Origin of the sequence: Streptomyces bottropensis ATCC 25435, from assembly GCF_000383595.1 — a bacterium.
GTDB classification, from domain to species: Bacteria; Actinomycetota; Actinomycetes; order Streptomycetales; family Streptomycetaceae; genus Streptomyces; species Streptomyces bottropensis.
The window spans coordinates 2,243,982-2,258,668 of record NZ_KB911581.1 but is presented as its reverse complement, the minus strand read 5'-3'; the positions used below and the strand labels follow the sequence as shown (position 1 = coordinate 2,258,668).

Below are 14,687 nucleotides of genomic sequence, written 5' to 3'. Positions count from 1 at the left end.
TGATAACCGTGCCATAACGGCAACCTCGGGCTCACGCCCGACACGCCGGGCAACTCGGCAAGGTTGTGGCAGGCTGCACCCGGGCAGGCCACACTCGACTAGCGGAAGCAGCGACGCACGTGACGTCGGCAGGCACCACCCGGGAGGTCCCCATGCCCGAACTGCGTGTCGTGGCCGTCTCCAATGACGGCACACGGCTGGTGCTGAAGGCTGCCGATTCCACGGAGTACACGCTTCCGATCGACGAACGGCTGCGTGCCGCCGTGCGCGGCGACCGTCCACGCCTCGGCCAGATCGAGATCGAGGTGGAGAGCCATCTCCGCCCCCGTGACATCCAGGCGCGGATACGCGCGGGTGCCACGGCCGAGGAGGTCGCGCAGCTCGCCGGCATCCCCGTCGACCGGGTCCGCCGGTTCGAGGGTCCCGTCCTCGCCGAGCGGGCCTTCATGGCCGAGCGGGCCCGCAAGACGCCGGTCCGCCGCCCCGGCGAGAACGCCGCCGGACCCCAGCTCGGTGAGGCCGTCCAGGAGCGACTGCTGCTGCGCGGCGCCGAGAAGGACACCGTCCAGTGGGACTCCTGGCGCCGCGACGACGGCACCTGGGAAGTCCTGCTGGTGTACTGCGTCGCGGGCGAACCGCACTCGGCGAGCTGGACGTACGACCCGCCCCGACGGCTCGTCCAGGCCGTCGACGACGAGGCACGCTCGCTGATCGGCGAGTCCGACGACCTCGGGACGCCCGAGCCGAGCTTCCCGTTCGTGCCGAGGATCGCGCGGCTGCCCCGTGACCGCCCCCTGGACCGCCAGGCGGAACGTCCCGCCCTGCCCCCGCCCTCGGAGTCCGACGACGAGTTGGTGAGCGAGCGCGACTCGCTCACCAGCATCCTGGAGGCCGTCCCGAGCTACCGGGGCGACCTGGTGGTGCCCGAACTGCCCTCCGTGGAACCGCAGGAGGAGTCCTCGTCCGTCTCCGTCGAGGAGGGGGCGGAGGAGGAGTCCGCGGCCCCCGCGGCCTCGGCCGGTTCCGCCTACGCGGACGTCCTCATGCCGCGGTCGGTCAACGGCCATCGCGACCGGCTCATCGGCGCCACCGACCGCCAGGCCGAGGCGGACGGCGTCCGTCCGGGCCGTCGCGCGGCGGTGCCGAGCTGGGACGAGATCGTCTTCGGTACGCGGCGCAAGAAACAGGAGTAGCGGACCCCACGGTGGGGAGTCGGACCGGTCGTTCTCGCGGACGCGTTTCTTCGTCTGTGTCTGTGGCGGTGTCCTGTCTGCGTCTTCGCTGATGGTTTCGCTGGTGGTGTGTGCTGGTGTTTTTTGTGGGAGCAGGATCGGTCATTCATACGTGTGTGGGGCCCGCGTCGTTCAGACGCGGGCCCCACGGCGTTCGTGTCAGCGGTGACTCACCGGGGGTCGGGCCCGGTGGCGACCGGACGGCTCCCGTCCCGGGACCACTCCGACCACGAGCCCACGTACAGGGCCGCCGGGATGCCCGCGACGGCCAGCGCCAGCACCTGGTGGGCGCCGGAGACCCCGGAGCCGCAGTAGACGCCGACCTCGGAGTCGGCCGTCGCGCCGAATCCCTTGAAGCGGTCGGCGAGTTCGGCGGCGGAGCGGAAGCGGCCGGATTCGGTCACGTTCTCCGTGGTGGGGGCGGACACCGCGCCCGGGATGTGGCCGCCGACCGGATCGATGGGCTCCACGTCGCCGCGGTAGCGCTCGGCGGCCCGGGCGTCCAGGAGGAGTCCGGTGCGGGCCAGCTCGGCGGCGCCGTCCGCGTCGAGCAGCGGCAGCGCGCCGGGGACGGGCTCGAAGGTGCCGGGCTCGGGCCGCGGGATCTCGGCCGTCAGGGGGCCTTCCCAGGCAGCCAGGCCGCCGTCCAGGACCCGTACCGAGGGGTGACCCGCCCAGCGGAGCAGCCACCACGCGCGCGCGGCGGCCCAGTTGAGCCCGCCGTCGTACACGACGACGGGGCGGTCGGCGCCGACCCCGGCCGCCCGCATCGCAGCGCCGAAGGCGTCGGTGTCGGGCAGCGGGTGGCGGCCGCCGGAGCCCGCCGGACCGGCGAGTTCGGCGTCCAGGTCGACGAAGACGGCTCCGGGGAGGTGCGCCTTGTCGTACTCGGGACGCTGGTTCGGGCCGCCCAACTGCCAGCGGACGTCCAGGAGGACCGGCGGACGGGGTCCCGCCAGTTCGCCGGCGAGGTCGGAGGCGGTGATGATGGCGTTCATGGCTCCATCCTCGCGCACGGGGTGGCCGCGTCGCCCGGGTCCGGCTACTCTGCCCGCCGGTGCCGATCACCAGCAGTACGGGATCGGACACATGCCGTACGGCCGATGGACACCGCGCGGCAGCGACGCGGACGGCGGCGGGTACCGGATCGTCGGGCATCCTCGCGCACGTACACCTCGCTCGGCGGTGCGGCGCGGGCCCGTGGCGCTACGGCTGGTGCGAGCATCGGCACGGGGCGTGATCGCGCGCGGACGCGGTACACGTACGGAGGGCGGACGGACACGGCCACCGCGAGCGGCCGAGGAGAGAGTGACGATGACGGAGGCACGGGGGTCGGCCGGCCTGAGCGGCACGGCGTATCCACCGGGCACACCCTGCTGGGTGAGCCTGATGGTGCACGGGATGGCCACGACCCAGGATTTCTACGGTGCGTTGTTCGGCTGGGAGTTCCAGCCCGGCCCCCAGCAGCTCGGCCCGTACGTGCGGGCACTGCTCGACGGGCGCCAGGTGGCGGGCATCGGGCAGCTTCCGCCCGACCGCCATCTGCCCATCGCGTGGACGCCGTACTTCGCCTCGGACGACGCGGACCGGACGGCGGAGACCGTACGGCACTGCGGAGGCACCGTCGGCGTCGGTCCGCTGGACGCCGGTGAGGCGGGCCGGCTGGTGATCGCCTCCGACCCCGCGGGAGCCGTCTTCGGTGTCTGGCAGGCGGCGGAGCATCTCGGCGCGGACATCACCGGAGTGCCCGGCACCCCGGCGTGGGACGAACTCCTCACCGTCGACAGCTCGCTGGTCGCCAAGTTCTACGAGACGACGTTCGGGTACGAGGAGGAGCCGGTGGTCTCCGCCGACGACGACTACGTCACCCTGCGCGTCGAGGGCCGCTCCGTCGCCGGCATCCACGGCGTCGGCGGCGCGCTGCCCCGCGACCGGGGCCCCCACTGGCTGACCTACTTCGAGGTGAGCGACCCCGACGAGGCCGCCAACCGCGTCATCGAACTCGGCGGACGCGTCCTCGACCCCGTCCACGACACCCCGCACGGGCCGGTGGCCACGCTGGCCGACCCGGAGGGCGCGAAGTTCGCCGTGGTGCACACGCAGCGCTGAGCCGCCTGCTCGGCCCGTCACACGATCGGGTGATCCCGGGCGGCGCCCGCCGCCCCCTCAGACCGTCTCGACCGGCAGGACGTCCGGGGCGAGGGCGCTCGCATGGGCGGAGGCCGCCGTCATACGGCGGCGGTGGTGGCGCCGGCACAGGACCTCGTAGCCGATGTCGTCGGGCTGATTGACGTCACCGACGACCACCTGGGCCCCCTCGACGACCATCTGGCCGCCTATGGTGCGGGCGTTGTGGGTGGCGCGGGCGCCGCACCAGCACAGGGCCTCCACCTGGAGGACCTCGACGCGGTCGGCCAGCTCGACCAGACGCTGGGAGCCGGGGAACAGCTTGGAGCGGAAGTCGGTCGTGATGCCGAAGGCGTACACGTCGAGGCTCAGGTCGTCCACGACGCGGGCAAGCTGGTCGATCTGTTCGGGGGCGAGGAACTGGGCCTCGTCGGCGATCACGTAGTCCGCGCGGCGGCCCTGGGAGAGATGATCGACGAGGTAGGCGTAGAGGTCCTGTCCGTCCTCGACCTCGACGGCGTCGGTGACCAGGCCGAGCCGTGACGACAGTTTGCCCTCGCCCGCGCGGTCGTCACGCGTGAAGATCATGCCCTGGAGGCCGCGCGCCGAACGGTTGTGCTCTATCTGGAGGGCCAGCGTCGACTTCCCGCAGTCCATGGTTCCGGAGAAGAACACCAGCTCGGGCATGGTGAGTTGAGCACCTTTCGGCATGGACGGCGAGGGGCGGGGCGGACGGGCGCGGGCGAACGGACGGCAGGGCGAGGTGCCTCAGGAGCGTACTTCGAGGAGGGGGACCAACTGCTCCACGGGGGTCATCGAGCCGTGGTTGCCGACCATCGCCGACTCCTTGGGCTCCCGCTCGGAGGCGATGATCAGGACGTCGTCGTGTGCCGCCGCGACCACGTCGCCGATGCGGGCGTACACGCGCTCGTCGATCCGCGGTCCGAACCACCCCGCCGCGATCGCCTCGTCGCGCGAGGCGATCCAGAACTGCTCGCCCAGCACCTCGCGCCAGCAGGTCAGGACGTCCGACTCGGCGCCCGGCACGGCGTACACATGGCGGGCCCGGCCCTCGCCGCCCAGCAGGGCGACCCCGGCGCGCAGCTCCCAGTCCTCGTCGAAGTCGATGCGGTGCTGCTCGTCGAACGGGACGTCGAGCATGCCGTGGTCGGCGGTGACGTACAGCGCGGTGCGGGGCGGGAGTTGCTCGGCCAGGCGCTGGGCCAGCCGGTCGACGTGCATGAGCTGGCCGCGCCAGGCGTCCGAGTCGACGCCGAAGCGGTGGCCGGCGCCGTCCAGCTCGGAGTAGTACGTGTAGACCAGCGCGCGGTCCCCGGCGGCCAGTTGCGCGGCGGCCACGTCCATACGGTCCTCGCCGGAGAGACGGCCGTGGAAGGTGCCGCCGCTCAGCGCGATCTTGGTGAGCGGGGTGTTCTGGAAGGCCGGGGAGGTGACCTGGGCGGTGTGCACACCCGCCCGGTCGGCGAGCTGGAAGATCGTGGGGTAGGGCTGCCACTCGCTCGGGGACGTCCAGGGCTGCCAGCGGAGCTGGTTCATCAGCTCCCGCGTCTGCGGGTTGCGGACCGTGTAGCCGGGCAGCCCGTGTGCGCCCGGGGGCAGGCCCGTACCCACGGAGGCGAGGGAGGTCGCGGTGGTGGCCGGGTAGCCCGCGGTGATGGGGCGACCGGTGCCGCCGCGCGAGGAGGCCAGCAGCGCGGTCAGGTAGGGCGCCTCGTCCGGGTGCGCCTTCAGCTGCTCCCAGCCCAGGCCGTCGACCAGGAAGACACAGGCACGGTCGGCCTCGGTCAGTTCCGGTATCGACGCGGTCGTCCCGGCGACCCCCATGCCGGCCGCGAGGGTGGGCAGGAGATCCGCGAGCGAGCCGGCGCCGTACTCGGGGACGGGGGCCGAGCCGAGGGCCAGCGGCTGCGGGTCGTCCCAGGTGGGCAGCGCCATCAGCGGGCGGTGTCCGCGGTCGCCTCGGAGAGGGACTGCGCGAACGCGAGGGCCTGGCGCACGGTCTCCGGGCCGTCCCCGGCCTCGCTGACGCGCAGGCTGAGGTCGTCCGCCGTCGAGCTGCCCGTGTAACCGTGGTCCGCCTCGCAGTTGGGGTCGCCGCAGGCGGCGGGCTCCAGGTCGATGCGGGAGACGGCGCCCCAGCCGATGGTCAGGACGACCTCGCGGGGCGGGGTGCCCGGCGTGTACGACTCCGGGTTGGCGACGACACGGCTGAGCACGACCGACGAGATCCGGCCGATCTTCACCGACTCGGTCGACGTCGTGGCGTACGGCGTCGGCGAGGTGGTGTCCGCGGCCTGCTCGTCGGTGTGGCTCACGATGAAGCGGTTGCCCGTGAGGACGAGGACGGTGACATGCCGCCGCACCTCGTTCGCGTCGAACGTCGTCTCCTGGTGGACCAGGTACGACTTGATGGCCTCGCCGCCGACAGCGGCCTCCACCGCCTCGGCCACGAGGGCCGGGTAGTAGCCGCTGCGCTCGATCGCCGCACGCAGCCCCTGGGTCGTCGTACTGGTCTTGGCCATGATGTCCATCCTACGGTGGCGCACTGACTGCGAGGGACCGCTCTGCCGTCTCTGTTCTGTCGTGGACGGATCAATGCGGGCTGCCGTGCGCCGTCCGCACGCGGTGCGCGCGCCCTCGCGCGGCGGGCCGGGCGGCCCTCGCACGGGGTGGGCCGTGCGGCTCGCACCGGGTGGGGGCGCGGGCCGTCGTCGGCTCGCTGCGGCGGGTCCGTCAGTAGACCGGAAGCGTCCTCGGGCCGAGGTCGTCACGCAGGGGCGGGCGGGCGAGCCGGACGGTGGCGCCGAGGACGCTCAGGCCGTGCGGGGCGACCACGACGGGTTCGAGGGAGACCGCCACGACCTCGGGGTGGTCGTCGACCAGCCGGGAGACCCGCAGCAGCAGCTCCTCCAGCGCGTCCGTGTCCACGGGGGCCGAGCCCCGCCAGCCGAAGAGGAGCGGTGCCGTCCGGATCGACCGGACCAGCGAGGCCGCGTCTCGTTCGGTGGCCGGAATCAGGCGGTGCGCCATGTCGCCGAGCAGCTGCGACGCGGGCCCGGCGAGCCCGAACGAGAGCACGGCGCCAGCCGCCGGGTCCACCACGCTCCGCACGATCGTGTCGACCCCGCGCGGGGCCATGCCCTGCACGACCGGGCGCAGTTCCGCCGGACTCCCGAACAGCTCGGTCAACTCCGTGTACGCCCGGCGCAGTTGTTCCTCGTCCGCCAGGTCGAGCCGTACGCCGCCGAGATCGGCCCGGTGCCGCAGGTGCGGGGCCGTCGTCTTGAGCGCGACGGGATAGCCGAGGGCCTCGGCCGCCCGCGCCGCCTCGTCGGGCGTGGGGGCGGGCCGCGCCTGCCTCAGGTGGATGCCGTACCGGCCGAGCAGCGCGCCCGCCTCCTCCGCGCCGAGCGTGAGCCCCTCACCCGTGGCGAGGAGCGCGTCGATCCGCTCGGCCGCGCCCTTCTCGTCGATGTCCTCGTACGCGGGCACCCGTCCCGGCTCCGCCGCCTCCCGTCGCCACTGCGCGTAGTGCACGGCCTCGGAGAGGGCGCGGACGGCCCGCTCGGCGGCGGGGTAGGCGGGGATGAGCCGGGAGCCGGCGCGCTCGGAGGGGGACGCGTTCGCCTCTCCCGTCTCTGTCGTCTCCTGGCTTGGGGTAAGCGGTGGTTGCGCAGGGCGGGACAGGCCGGTGCCGCCGTCGCTGCCGGGCGTCCTGTCGCCGGCCTGCGGTGCCGTGCTGGCCGCGGCCGACAGCGCCTCGGCCAGGCCGCCCAGCTCGACGTGCACCACGAGCACCGGCTTCGAGGGATTCGCGGCGGTGGCCGACCGCAGCGCCTCCGCCAGGGCCGCGTCCCCCGGCGACGTCTCCCCCAACGTCGGTATCGCCGTCACCACCACCGCGTCGCACGCGTCGTCGGCGAGCGTCCGCGACAGCGCCGCGTGGAAGTCCCGTGCCGAGGCCCCGGTCGTCAGGTCGAGCGGGGGCAGCGGCCGCAGCCCCTCGGAGAGACACGCGTCGTACGTGAGCATCCCCAGTGACTCGGAGTTCCCGAGGATCGCCACCCGGGGCCCCGCCGGCAACGGCTGCCGGGCCAGCAGCAGCCCCGCGTCGACCAGTTCCGTGATCGTGTCGACCCGGATCACCCCGGCCTGCCGCAGCAGCGCGGACACGGTGGTGTGGGGCAGCTCGGTGGCGCGCCCGGCATGCCCCTGGGGCGCGGAGCCGTGGCGCGCGCCCTGCACGACCACGAGCGGCTTGACCGCCGCCGTGCGCCGGGCGAGGCGGGTGAACTTGCGCGGATTGCCGATGGACTCCAGATACATGAGGACGACATCGGTGTCCGGGTCCTCGTACCAGTACTGCAGGACGTCGTTCCCGGAGACGTCGGCGCGGTTGCCCGACGACACGAAGGTGGAGACGCCCGTGACGCCGGTGACCCCTCCGCCGCGCCGGTGCAGCCGGGACAGGAGTGCGATCCCGATGGCGCCGGACTGGGCGAAGAGACCGATGCGCCCGGAGCGCGGTGCCTCGGGGGCGAGTGAGGCGTTCAGCCGTACGTCCGGGGCGGTGTTGATGATCCCGAAGGCGTTCGGCCCGATGATGCGCATGCCGTACGTGCGCGCCTGGCGCACCAGTTCGCGCTGGCGCTCGCGCCCCTCGGGGCCGCTCTCGGCATACCCGGCGGAGACGACGACGAGCCCCTGCACACCGTGCTCGCCGCACTCGGCGACGACCTCGGGGACGTACGCGGCGGGGACGGCGACGACCGCGAGGTCGACGGGCCCCTCGATCTCGGTGACGGACCGGTGCGCGGGCACCCCGTCGATCTCCTTCTCGTCCTCGCCGAGAGCCCTGTTCACCGCGTACAGCCGTCCGGTGAAACCCGCGCCCCGGAGGTTGGCGAGGACGCCGCGGCCCACTCCGCCCGGCGTGCGCCCGGCGCCGATGACGGCGACGGAGCCGGGGGCGAGCAGACGCTGGACGGATCTGGCCTCGGCCCGCTGCTCCCGGGCGCGCTGCACGGCCAGGGAGCGGTCGGTGGGCTCCAGGCCGAACTCCAGGCGGACGACACCGTCCTCGAAGCTGCGCTTCTGCTGGTACCCGGCGTCGGTGAACACCTTGATCATCTTGCTGTTGGCGGGGAGCACCTCGGCGGCGAAGCGTCTGATGCCGCGCTCGCGGGCGACGGCGGCGATGTGTTCGAGGAGGGCGGAGGCCACGCCGCGGCCCTGGTGGGCGTCCTGGACGAGGAAGGCGACCTCCGCCTCGTCGGCGGGGGCGGACGCGGCCATGCCGTCGGCGCCGATCCGGTCGTAGCGTACGGTGGCGATGAACTCGCCGCCGACCGTGGCGGCGAGCCCCACCCGGTCCACGAAGTCGTGGTGCGTGAAGCGGTGGACGTCCTTGGCGGACAGGCGAGGGTACGGCGCGAAGAAGCGGTAGTACTTCGACTCGTCCGAGACCTGCTCGTAGAAGCTGACCAGACGCTCGGCGTCGTCGACGGTGATGGGCCTGATGCGTGCGGTGCCGCCGTCGCGCAGCACCACGTCGGCCTCCCAGTGGGCGGGGTACTCGTGCCGGTCCGACGAGGTCTGCATGGGCCCCAGAGTACGGCTCGCGCCAGGCTACGGCGCGGGGCAGTCTGGGGAAGCACAACAGAAGCGCGAGAGCCGGTTCGTGGCCAGGCCGTGGGCCCGTTCCGCTCCGTCGCGCCATATGGGAAACTGGTCTAGACAACCCGGTCTAGACCTCTCTGAACCACCCGAGACATCCGAAGGGCAGCATCACATGGCTGAGCGCCGCGTCAACGTCGGCTGGGCCGAGGGCCTCCACGCCCGACCCGCATCCATCTTCGTCCGGGCCGCCACGGCCTCCGGTATCCCCGTGACGATCGCCAAGGCCGACGGGAACCCCGTCAACGCGGCCTCCATGCTGGCGGTCCTGGGCCTCGGCGCCCAGGGCGGCGAGGAGATCGTGCTCGCGTCCGAGGCCGAGGGCGCGGACGTCGCGCTCGACCGTCTGGCGAAGCTCGTGGCCGAGGGACTCGAGGAACTTCCCGAGACGGTCTGAGCGACCCCGTGACCGGGCGCCCGGAACGGAAACAGGCCTGAAAGGCCACCCGCACACACATCGAAGGGCTCGTCCGATTTATCGGGCGGGCCCTTCGTCATTTCGTTCCCCTACCGCTCCGATTTCCCTCTGCCGTCGTCCCGATTTCGTTCTGCGGGCAGCAGAAAGAATGCCCCTCGGAATTCCCGCCTCTTTGTATACGGCTCCCGCGTTAATGCCGCAGGCTCGACATGTTTACGGGGTGTTGCGAAGTCCTCACACGCTCCGCCCGCTCCGCCGCGCCGGCCCCGCCCGGAAACCGGAAGCGGTGCGCGTCGGTGGCGCGCTCGGCGTGCAGGGACGTGAGCGTCCGGGCCCGGTCGCCGTCGCCGCGCGCGACGGCGTCCACGATGCCGCCGTGTTCCGCCCAGGACTCCACGGGGTCGGCGGGTGCCTCGACCGCGTACATCCAGGCGATCTTGTGCCGCAGCTGGGCGAGTGTCGAGGTCAGGGCGGGGCTGCCGGACGCCTGTGCGAGCGTCTCGTGGAACCAGCCCCCCAGGGAGCGCAGATCCTCGCTGGTGCCCCGTCTGGCCCGTTCCTGGCCCAGTCTGACCAGGCCGCGCAGCACCTTGAGATGGGCCTCCGTGCGGCGCTGGGCGGCGCGGGCGGCTCCCAGCGGCTCCAGCAGCATGCGCATCTCCAGCAGGTCGGCGGCCTCCTGCTCGGTCGGCTCGGCGACGCACGCGCCCGCGTGCCGACGGGTCACCACGAAGCCCTCGGCCTCCAGCGTGCGCAGCGCCTCACGCACGGGGACCCGGCTGACGCCGTACCGGCGGGCGAGCAGTTCCTCGGTGAGACGGCTGCCGCGCTCGTAGACACCCGCGACGATGTCATCTCGGATCGCCGTGCATACCGAATGCGCCGGAATACGCATGACCGACCTCCGCCTTAATCCCCGTGAAACGTCGATGATTGACGTGTCTTCCAGCGACTCTATTGCAGCGAGCCGGAATTTCCGACGGCGGGCCGGAATCCAGGGATATTTTTTGGACAGGAGGCGCGTCACCGGGCGTTCGCACAACGCGGAAAGCCCCGGCTCGGTGAGCCGGGGCCTTCGCCAGAAGCGTGGAGCGGTGTCTCAGACGTTCACGCCGTGCGAACGCAGGTACGCGGCGGGGTCGATGTCCGAGCCGTACTCGGCCGTCGTCCGGGCCTCGAAGTGCAGATGCGCGCCCGTGACGTTGCCGGTCGCCCCGGAGAGGCCGATCTGCTGGCCGGGGGTGACCGTCTGGCCGACGGAGACGCCGATGGACGACAGGTGGCCGTACTGGGTGTACGTGCCGTCGGTCATCCTGATGACGATGTTGTTGCCGTACGCCCCGCCCCAGCCCGCCTCCACGACGGTGCCGGAGCCGACCGCCATGACGGCCGTGCCGGTGGCGGCGTGGAAGTCGACGCCGGTGTGGCTGCCGGAGGACCAGACGGCGCCGCCGGCCTTGTAGCCGGTGGAGATGTACGAGCCGCTGATGGGCGAGACGTAGGTGTTGAGGCGCTCGCGCTCGGCCGCGCGGGCGGCGCGGGCCTTGATCTCCTCGCGCTCCTTGGCGGCGGCACGTTCCTGCTCGGCCTTCTCGGCGGCGGCCTTGCGGGCCTCCTCCTGCGCCTTCTTCTTGACCTCAGCCACCTCGGCGGCCTGCTGCTGGGCAACGGCCTGGGCGTCCACCTGGTCGGCGACCGTGTCGCCGAGGACGATGATCTGGTTCAGGCCGGTCTGCTCGACGGCGGGCTCCTCCGCGGCGAGCGCGGGGCCGGCGAGGGTACCGATGACACCGGTGGTGGTGAGAGCGGCTACGCCCACGTTCCTCGTGGTCGTGCGCTGTACACGGCCGGGACGGCGGTGCTTCCCAGGGGCGCGGGTGAACGCCATGAAGTGGCTGGTCCTTTCCTTCCTTCTCGCCTACCGGGTTAGCTGACGGGTTCGGAGCAGGAAGGTCTCCTACGGCTGCCCCCCGTTTCGCGTCGCTCGCGAAGGGCACCCGATTCACCCCGGGGGACTAGGTGGGTCCCCGGCTCCCCGGGCTCGCGCCATGGGGACTCGGCGATGACTGTCCGGTGCCGCGGCTGCGGCGAACATCTGACGAACAGCCGGACCGACGCTAAGTGCGGCGTCTTCGAAATAACAAACGGATCACAGGATTTGTTAGCTACGCCACAGGTCAGACACACAACCTCCGCCATCAATACGGACAAACCTGGGCCCTGGTGACTCTTCAGTCACCAGGGCCTCACACGTGCGTGTCCTTCCGCCCGGTTTCCCCTCGGCTCCCTACTCGGCCGGTACGACGGTGACTTCGCCGATCCCGAGGGCCCTGACCGGCTCCTCGATCTGCGCGGCGTCCCCGACGAGGACGGTCACCAGACGGTCCACCGGGAAGGCGTTCACGACGGCCGCGGTAGCCTCCACCGTGCCGGTGGCGGCGAGTTGGCGGTACAGCGTCGACTGGTAGTCGTCCGGCAGGAACTGCTCGACCTGGTCGGCCAGCGTGCCCGCCACGGCCGCCGCCGTCTCGAACTTCAGGGGGGCGACCCCGACGAGGTTCTGCACGGCGACGTCGCGCTCGGCGTCGGTCAGCCCCTCGGCGGCGAGGGTCCGCAGCACGGTCCACAGGTCGTCGAGCGCCGGACCGGTGTTGGGCGTGTCGACGGACCCGCTGATGGCCAGCATCGCCGTGCCCGATCCCTCCGGCCCGGAACGCAGCACCTGACTGAACGCGCGCACCCCGTAGGTGTAGCCCTTCTCCTCCCGCAGGACGCGGTCCAGGCGGGAGGTGAGGGTGCCGCCGAGGCAGTAGGTGCCGAGCACCTGGGCCGGCCACACCCGGTCGTGCCGGTCGGCGCCCACCCGTCCGATGAGCAACTGGGTCTGCACGGAACCGGGACGGTCCACGATGATCACGCGCCCGGTGTCGTCGGCGCTCACCGCGGGGGCGACGCTCGGCTTGGCCGGGGAGCCGGTCCAGGCGCCCAGGGTGTCGCCCAGCAGCGTGTCGAGGTCGACCCCGGTGAGGTCGCCGACGACCACGGCGGTGGCGGTCGCGGGGCGCACGTGCCGCTCGTAGAAGGCGCGTACAGCCGCGGAGTCGATGCCCTCCACGGTCTCCTCGGTGCCCTGCCGGGGCCGCGACATGCGCGAGGTGGCCGGGAACAGCTGCCGGGAGAGCTCCTTGGCGGCCCGGCGGCCCGGGCTGGCGGTCTCGTGCGGAATCTCGTCGAGCCTGTTGGCCACCAGACGCTCGATCTCGCCGTCGTCGAACGCGGGGGCCCGCAGGGCGTCTGCGAGCAGCCCCAGGGCCTTCTCCAGCCGCGACACGGGCACTTCGAGGGACAGGCGGACGCCGGGGTGGTCGGCGTGCGAGTCGAGGGTGGCGCCGCAGCGCTCCAGCTCGGCGGCGAACTCCTCGGCCGTGTGCTTGTCGGTGCCCTCGGAGAACGCCCTGGTCATGATGGTGGCGACACCGTCGAGGCCGGCCGGTTCGGCGTCCAGGGGCGCGTCGAGGACGACCTCGACGGCGACGACCTGCTGGCCGGGGCGGTGGCAGTGCAGCACGGTCAGGCCGTTGGCCAGGGTGCCGCGCTCGGGCGCCGGGAACGCCCAGGGGCGGGCGTCGCCGGCCTGGGGCTGCGGGTGGAATTCCATGCTCGCGAGCTCGGTCACTTCGCCGACTCCTCGTTCTCGTCGGTGCTCTCGACGGCCTCCGCGTCGGCGGCCTCCTCTTCGGCGCCCTCTGCGCCGGCGACGGGCTCGTACACGAGCACCGCGCGGTTGTCGGGCCTCAGGCGGGCCTTGGCGATCTCCTGGACCTCGTCGGCCGTCACCTCCAGGACGCGGTCGACGGCGGTGAGGGCGAGCTTCGGGTCGCCGAACAGGACCGCGTACCGGCACAGTTCGTCGGCGCGGCCGGCGACCGTGCCGAGCCGGTCCAGCCACTCGCGCTCCAACTGTGCCTGGGCGCGCTCCATCTCCTCGGCCGTCGGGCCCTGCGCGGCGAACCGGGCGAGCTCCTCGTCGACGGCGGCCTCGATGACCGGCACCTCGACGTCACCGGAGGTCTTGACGTCCATCCACGCCATGGAGGGCGCGCCGGCCAGCCGCAGCAGGCCGAAACCGGCCGTCACGGCCGTACGGTCACGTCGTACGAGCCGGTTGTAGAGGCGGGACGACTCGCCGCCGCCGAGGATCGTCAGCGCCAGGTCGGCCGCGTCGCACGCACGCGTGCCGTCCTCCGGCAGCCGGTAGGCGGCCATCAACGCGCGCGCGGGCACGTTCTCCTCGACGACCTCGCGCAGCTGCTCGCCCATGACGTCCGGCAGCGAGCCGTCGCGGGGCGCGGGCTTGCCGTCGTAGGTGGGGATGGAGCCGAAGTACTTCTCCACCCACGCGAGGGTCTGCTCCGGGTCGATGTCGCCGACGATAGACAGGACGGCGTTGTTGGGCGCGTAGTACGTCCGGAAGAACTGCTGGGCGTCCTCCAGGCTCGCCGCCTCCAGGTCGTCCATCGAGCCGATGGGCGTGTGCCGGTAGGGGTGGCCCTCGGGGTAGGCCAGGCGGAAGATCTTCTCGAAGGCGGTGCCGTAGGGCACGTTGTCGTACCGCTGGCGGCGCTCGTTCTTGACGACGGCCCGCTGGTTGTCCAGGTTCTTCTGGTCGAGCGCGAGCAGCAGGCTGCCCATGCGGTCGGCCTCCAGCCACAGCGCCAGCTCCAGCTGATGGGTGGGCATGGTCTCGAAGTAGTTGGTGCGCTCCCAGCTGGTGGTGCCGTTCAGCGAACCGCCCGCGCCCTGGACCAGCTCGAAGTGGCCGTTGTCCTTGACCTGGCCCGAGCCCTGGAACATCAGGTGCTCGAAGAGGTGGGCGAGGCCCGTACGGCCCGCGACCTCGTGACGCGAACCGACGTCGTACCAGAGGCACACCGCGGCGACCGGGGTCAGGTGGTCCTCGGAGAGCACCACGCGCAGGCCGTTGTCCAGGCGGTGCTCCCTCACTGTCAGGCCTTCGGAGCCGGCCTCGGCTGTGGCCGTGTGACCCATGGGCGGTACGTCCCTTCGATCGCTGTGCTGTGTGCGCGGGATCCGTCGTGGAATCGTCGCGGAAACCGCTGTTTCCTGCCGGTCCCGCCACTGTATGCAAGCGCGCGGACCCCTGGAGAAGTTCCCGGGCGTCGTACGCCGAGAGCGAGACCGGGGTTGCGGCC

Annotated in this window: 12 protein-coding genes and 1 riboswitch; of the genes, 3 read left to right on the top strand and 9 right to left on the bottom strand. The window is 72.3% G+C overall.

The genetic code is table 11. The features are described from left to right. Positions 1-152 precede the first annotated feature (152 nt). Positions 153-1,193: a septation protein SepH gene (sepH, locus tag STRBO_RS0109960; protein ID WP_005481585.1), complete on the top strand. Its 1,041-nt coding sequence runs from the start codon at positions 153-155 to the stop codon at positions 1,191-1,193. A gap of 209 nt (positions 1,194-1,402) precedes the next feature. On the opposite strand, the gene STRBO_RS0109955 is transcribed toward sepH, so the two are convergent. Next, the gene (locus tag STRBO_RS0109955) at positions 1,403-2,230 is read right to left on the bottom strand and encodes a sulfurtransferase (protein ID WP_005481583.1); all 828 of its coding nucleotides are present in this window, start codon (positions 2,228-2,230) and stop codon (positions 1,403-1,405) included. Positions 2,231-2,546: 316 nt separating this feature from the next. Between STRBO_RS0109955 and STRBO_RS0109950 the strand changes: the two genes are divergently transcribed. Then, complete coding sequence (locus tag STRBO_RS0109950) at positions 2,547-3,341, top strand: VOC family protein (RefSeq protein ID WP_020114137.1); 795 nt, start codon at positions 2,547-2,549, stop codon at positions 3,339-3,341. Between the two features lie 57 nt (positions 3,342-3,398). On the opposite strand, the gene STRBO_RS0109945 is transcribed toward STRBO_RS0109950, so the two are convergent. The 4 genes from STRBO_RS0109945 to STRBO_RS0109930 all read right to left on the bottom strand — a co-directional run bounded on the left by STRBO_RS0109945 (position 3,399) and on the right by STRBO_RS0109930 (position 8,981). Beyond that, positions 3,399-4,046: a thymidine kinase gene (locus tag STRBO_RS0109945; protein WP_020114136.1), complete on the bottom strand. Its 648-nt coding sequence runs from the start codon at positions 4,044-4,046 to the stop codon at positions 3,399-3,401. An 81-nt stretch (positions 4,047-4,127) separates the two neighbouring features. Further along, complete coding sequence (locus STRBO_RS0109940; RefSeq protein ID WP_005481577.1) at positions 4,128-5,315, bottom strand: alkaline phosphatase family protein; 1,188 nt, start codon at positions 5,313-5,315, stop codon at positions 4,128-4,130. Further along, positions 5,315-5,902 (bottom strand): DUF5998 family protein, encoded by a 588-nt coding sequence (locus STRBO_RS0109935; protein ID WP_020114135.1) that lies wholly within the window; start codon positions 5,900-5,902, stop codon positions 5,315-5,317. The genes STRBO_RS0109940 and STRBO_RS0109935 overlap by 1 nt, the downstream gene beginning before the upstream one ends. 211 nt (positions 5,903-6,113) lie before the next feature. Next, complete coding sequence (locus tag STRBO_RS0109930) at positions 6,114-8,981, bottom strand: bifunctional acetate--CoA ligase family protein/GNAT family N-acetyltransferase (RefSeq protein ID WP_005481574.1); 2,868 nt, start codon at positions 8,979-8,981, stop codon at positions 6,114-6,116. Between the two features lie 190 nt (positions 8,982-9,171). Here STRBO_RS0109930 and STRBO_RS0109925 point away from each other — a divergent pair, with 190 nt between their 5' ends. Then, on the top strand, positions 9,172-9,453 hold the full coding sequence (locus tag STRBO_RS0109925) for an HPr family phosphocarrier protein (RefSeq protein WP_005481573.1): 282 nt from the start codon (positions 9,172-9,174) through the stop codon (positions 9,451-9,453). A gap of 211 nt (positions 9,454-9,664) precedes the next feature. On the opposite strand, the gene STRBO_RS0109920 is transcribed toward STRBO_RS0109925, so the two are convergent. The 4 genes from STRBO_RS0109920 to STRBO_RS0109905 all read right to left on the bottom strand — a co-directional run bounded on the left by STRBO_RS0109920 (position 9,665) and on the right by STRBO_RS0109905 (position 14,523). After that, the gene (locus tag STRBO_RS0109920; protein WP_005481572.1) at positions 9,665-10,369 is read right to left on the bottom strand and encodes a GntR family transcriptional regulator; all 705 of its coding nucleotides are present in this window, start codon (positions 10,367-10,369) and stop codon (positions 9,665-9,667) included. A 204-nt stretch (positions 10,370-10,573) separates the two neighbouring features. After that, the gene (locus STRBO_RS0109915; RefSeq protein ID WP_020114134.1) at positions 10,574-11,362 is read right to left on the bottom strand and encodes a M23 family metallopeptidase; all 789 of its coding nucleotides are present in this window, start codon (positions 11,360-11,362) and stop codon (positions 10,574-10,576) included. Positions 11,363-11,375: 13 nt separating this feature from the next. Further along, positions 11,376-11,546: riboswitch (cyclic di-AMP (ydaO/yuaA leader) on the bottom strand. Between the two features lie 215 nt (positions 11,547-11,761). Further along, positions 11,762-13,150 (bottom strand): M16 family metallopeptidase, encoded by a 1,389-nt coding sequence (locus STRBO_RS0109910; RefSeq protein WP_020114133.1) that lies wholly within the window; start codon positions 13,148-13,150, stop codon positions 11,762-11,764. Next, complete coding sequence (locus STRBO_RS0109905; RefSeq protein WP_020114132.1) at positions 13,147-14,523, bottom strand: M16 family metallopeptidase; 1,377 nt, start codon at positions 14,521-14,523, stop codon at positions 13,147-13,149. Before STRBO_RS0109905 ends, STRBO_RS0109910 begins: the two co-directional genes overlap by 4 nt. Positions 14,524-14,687 lie beyond the last annotated feature (164 nt).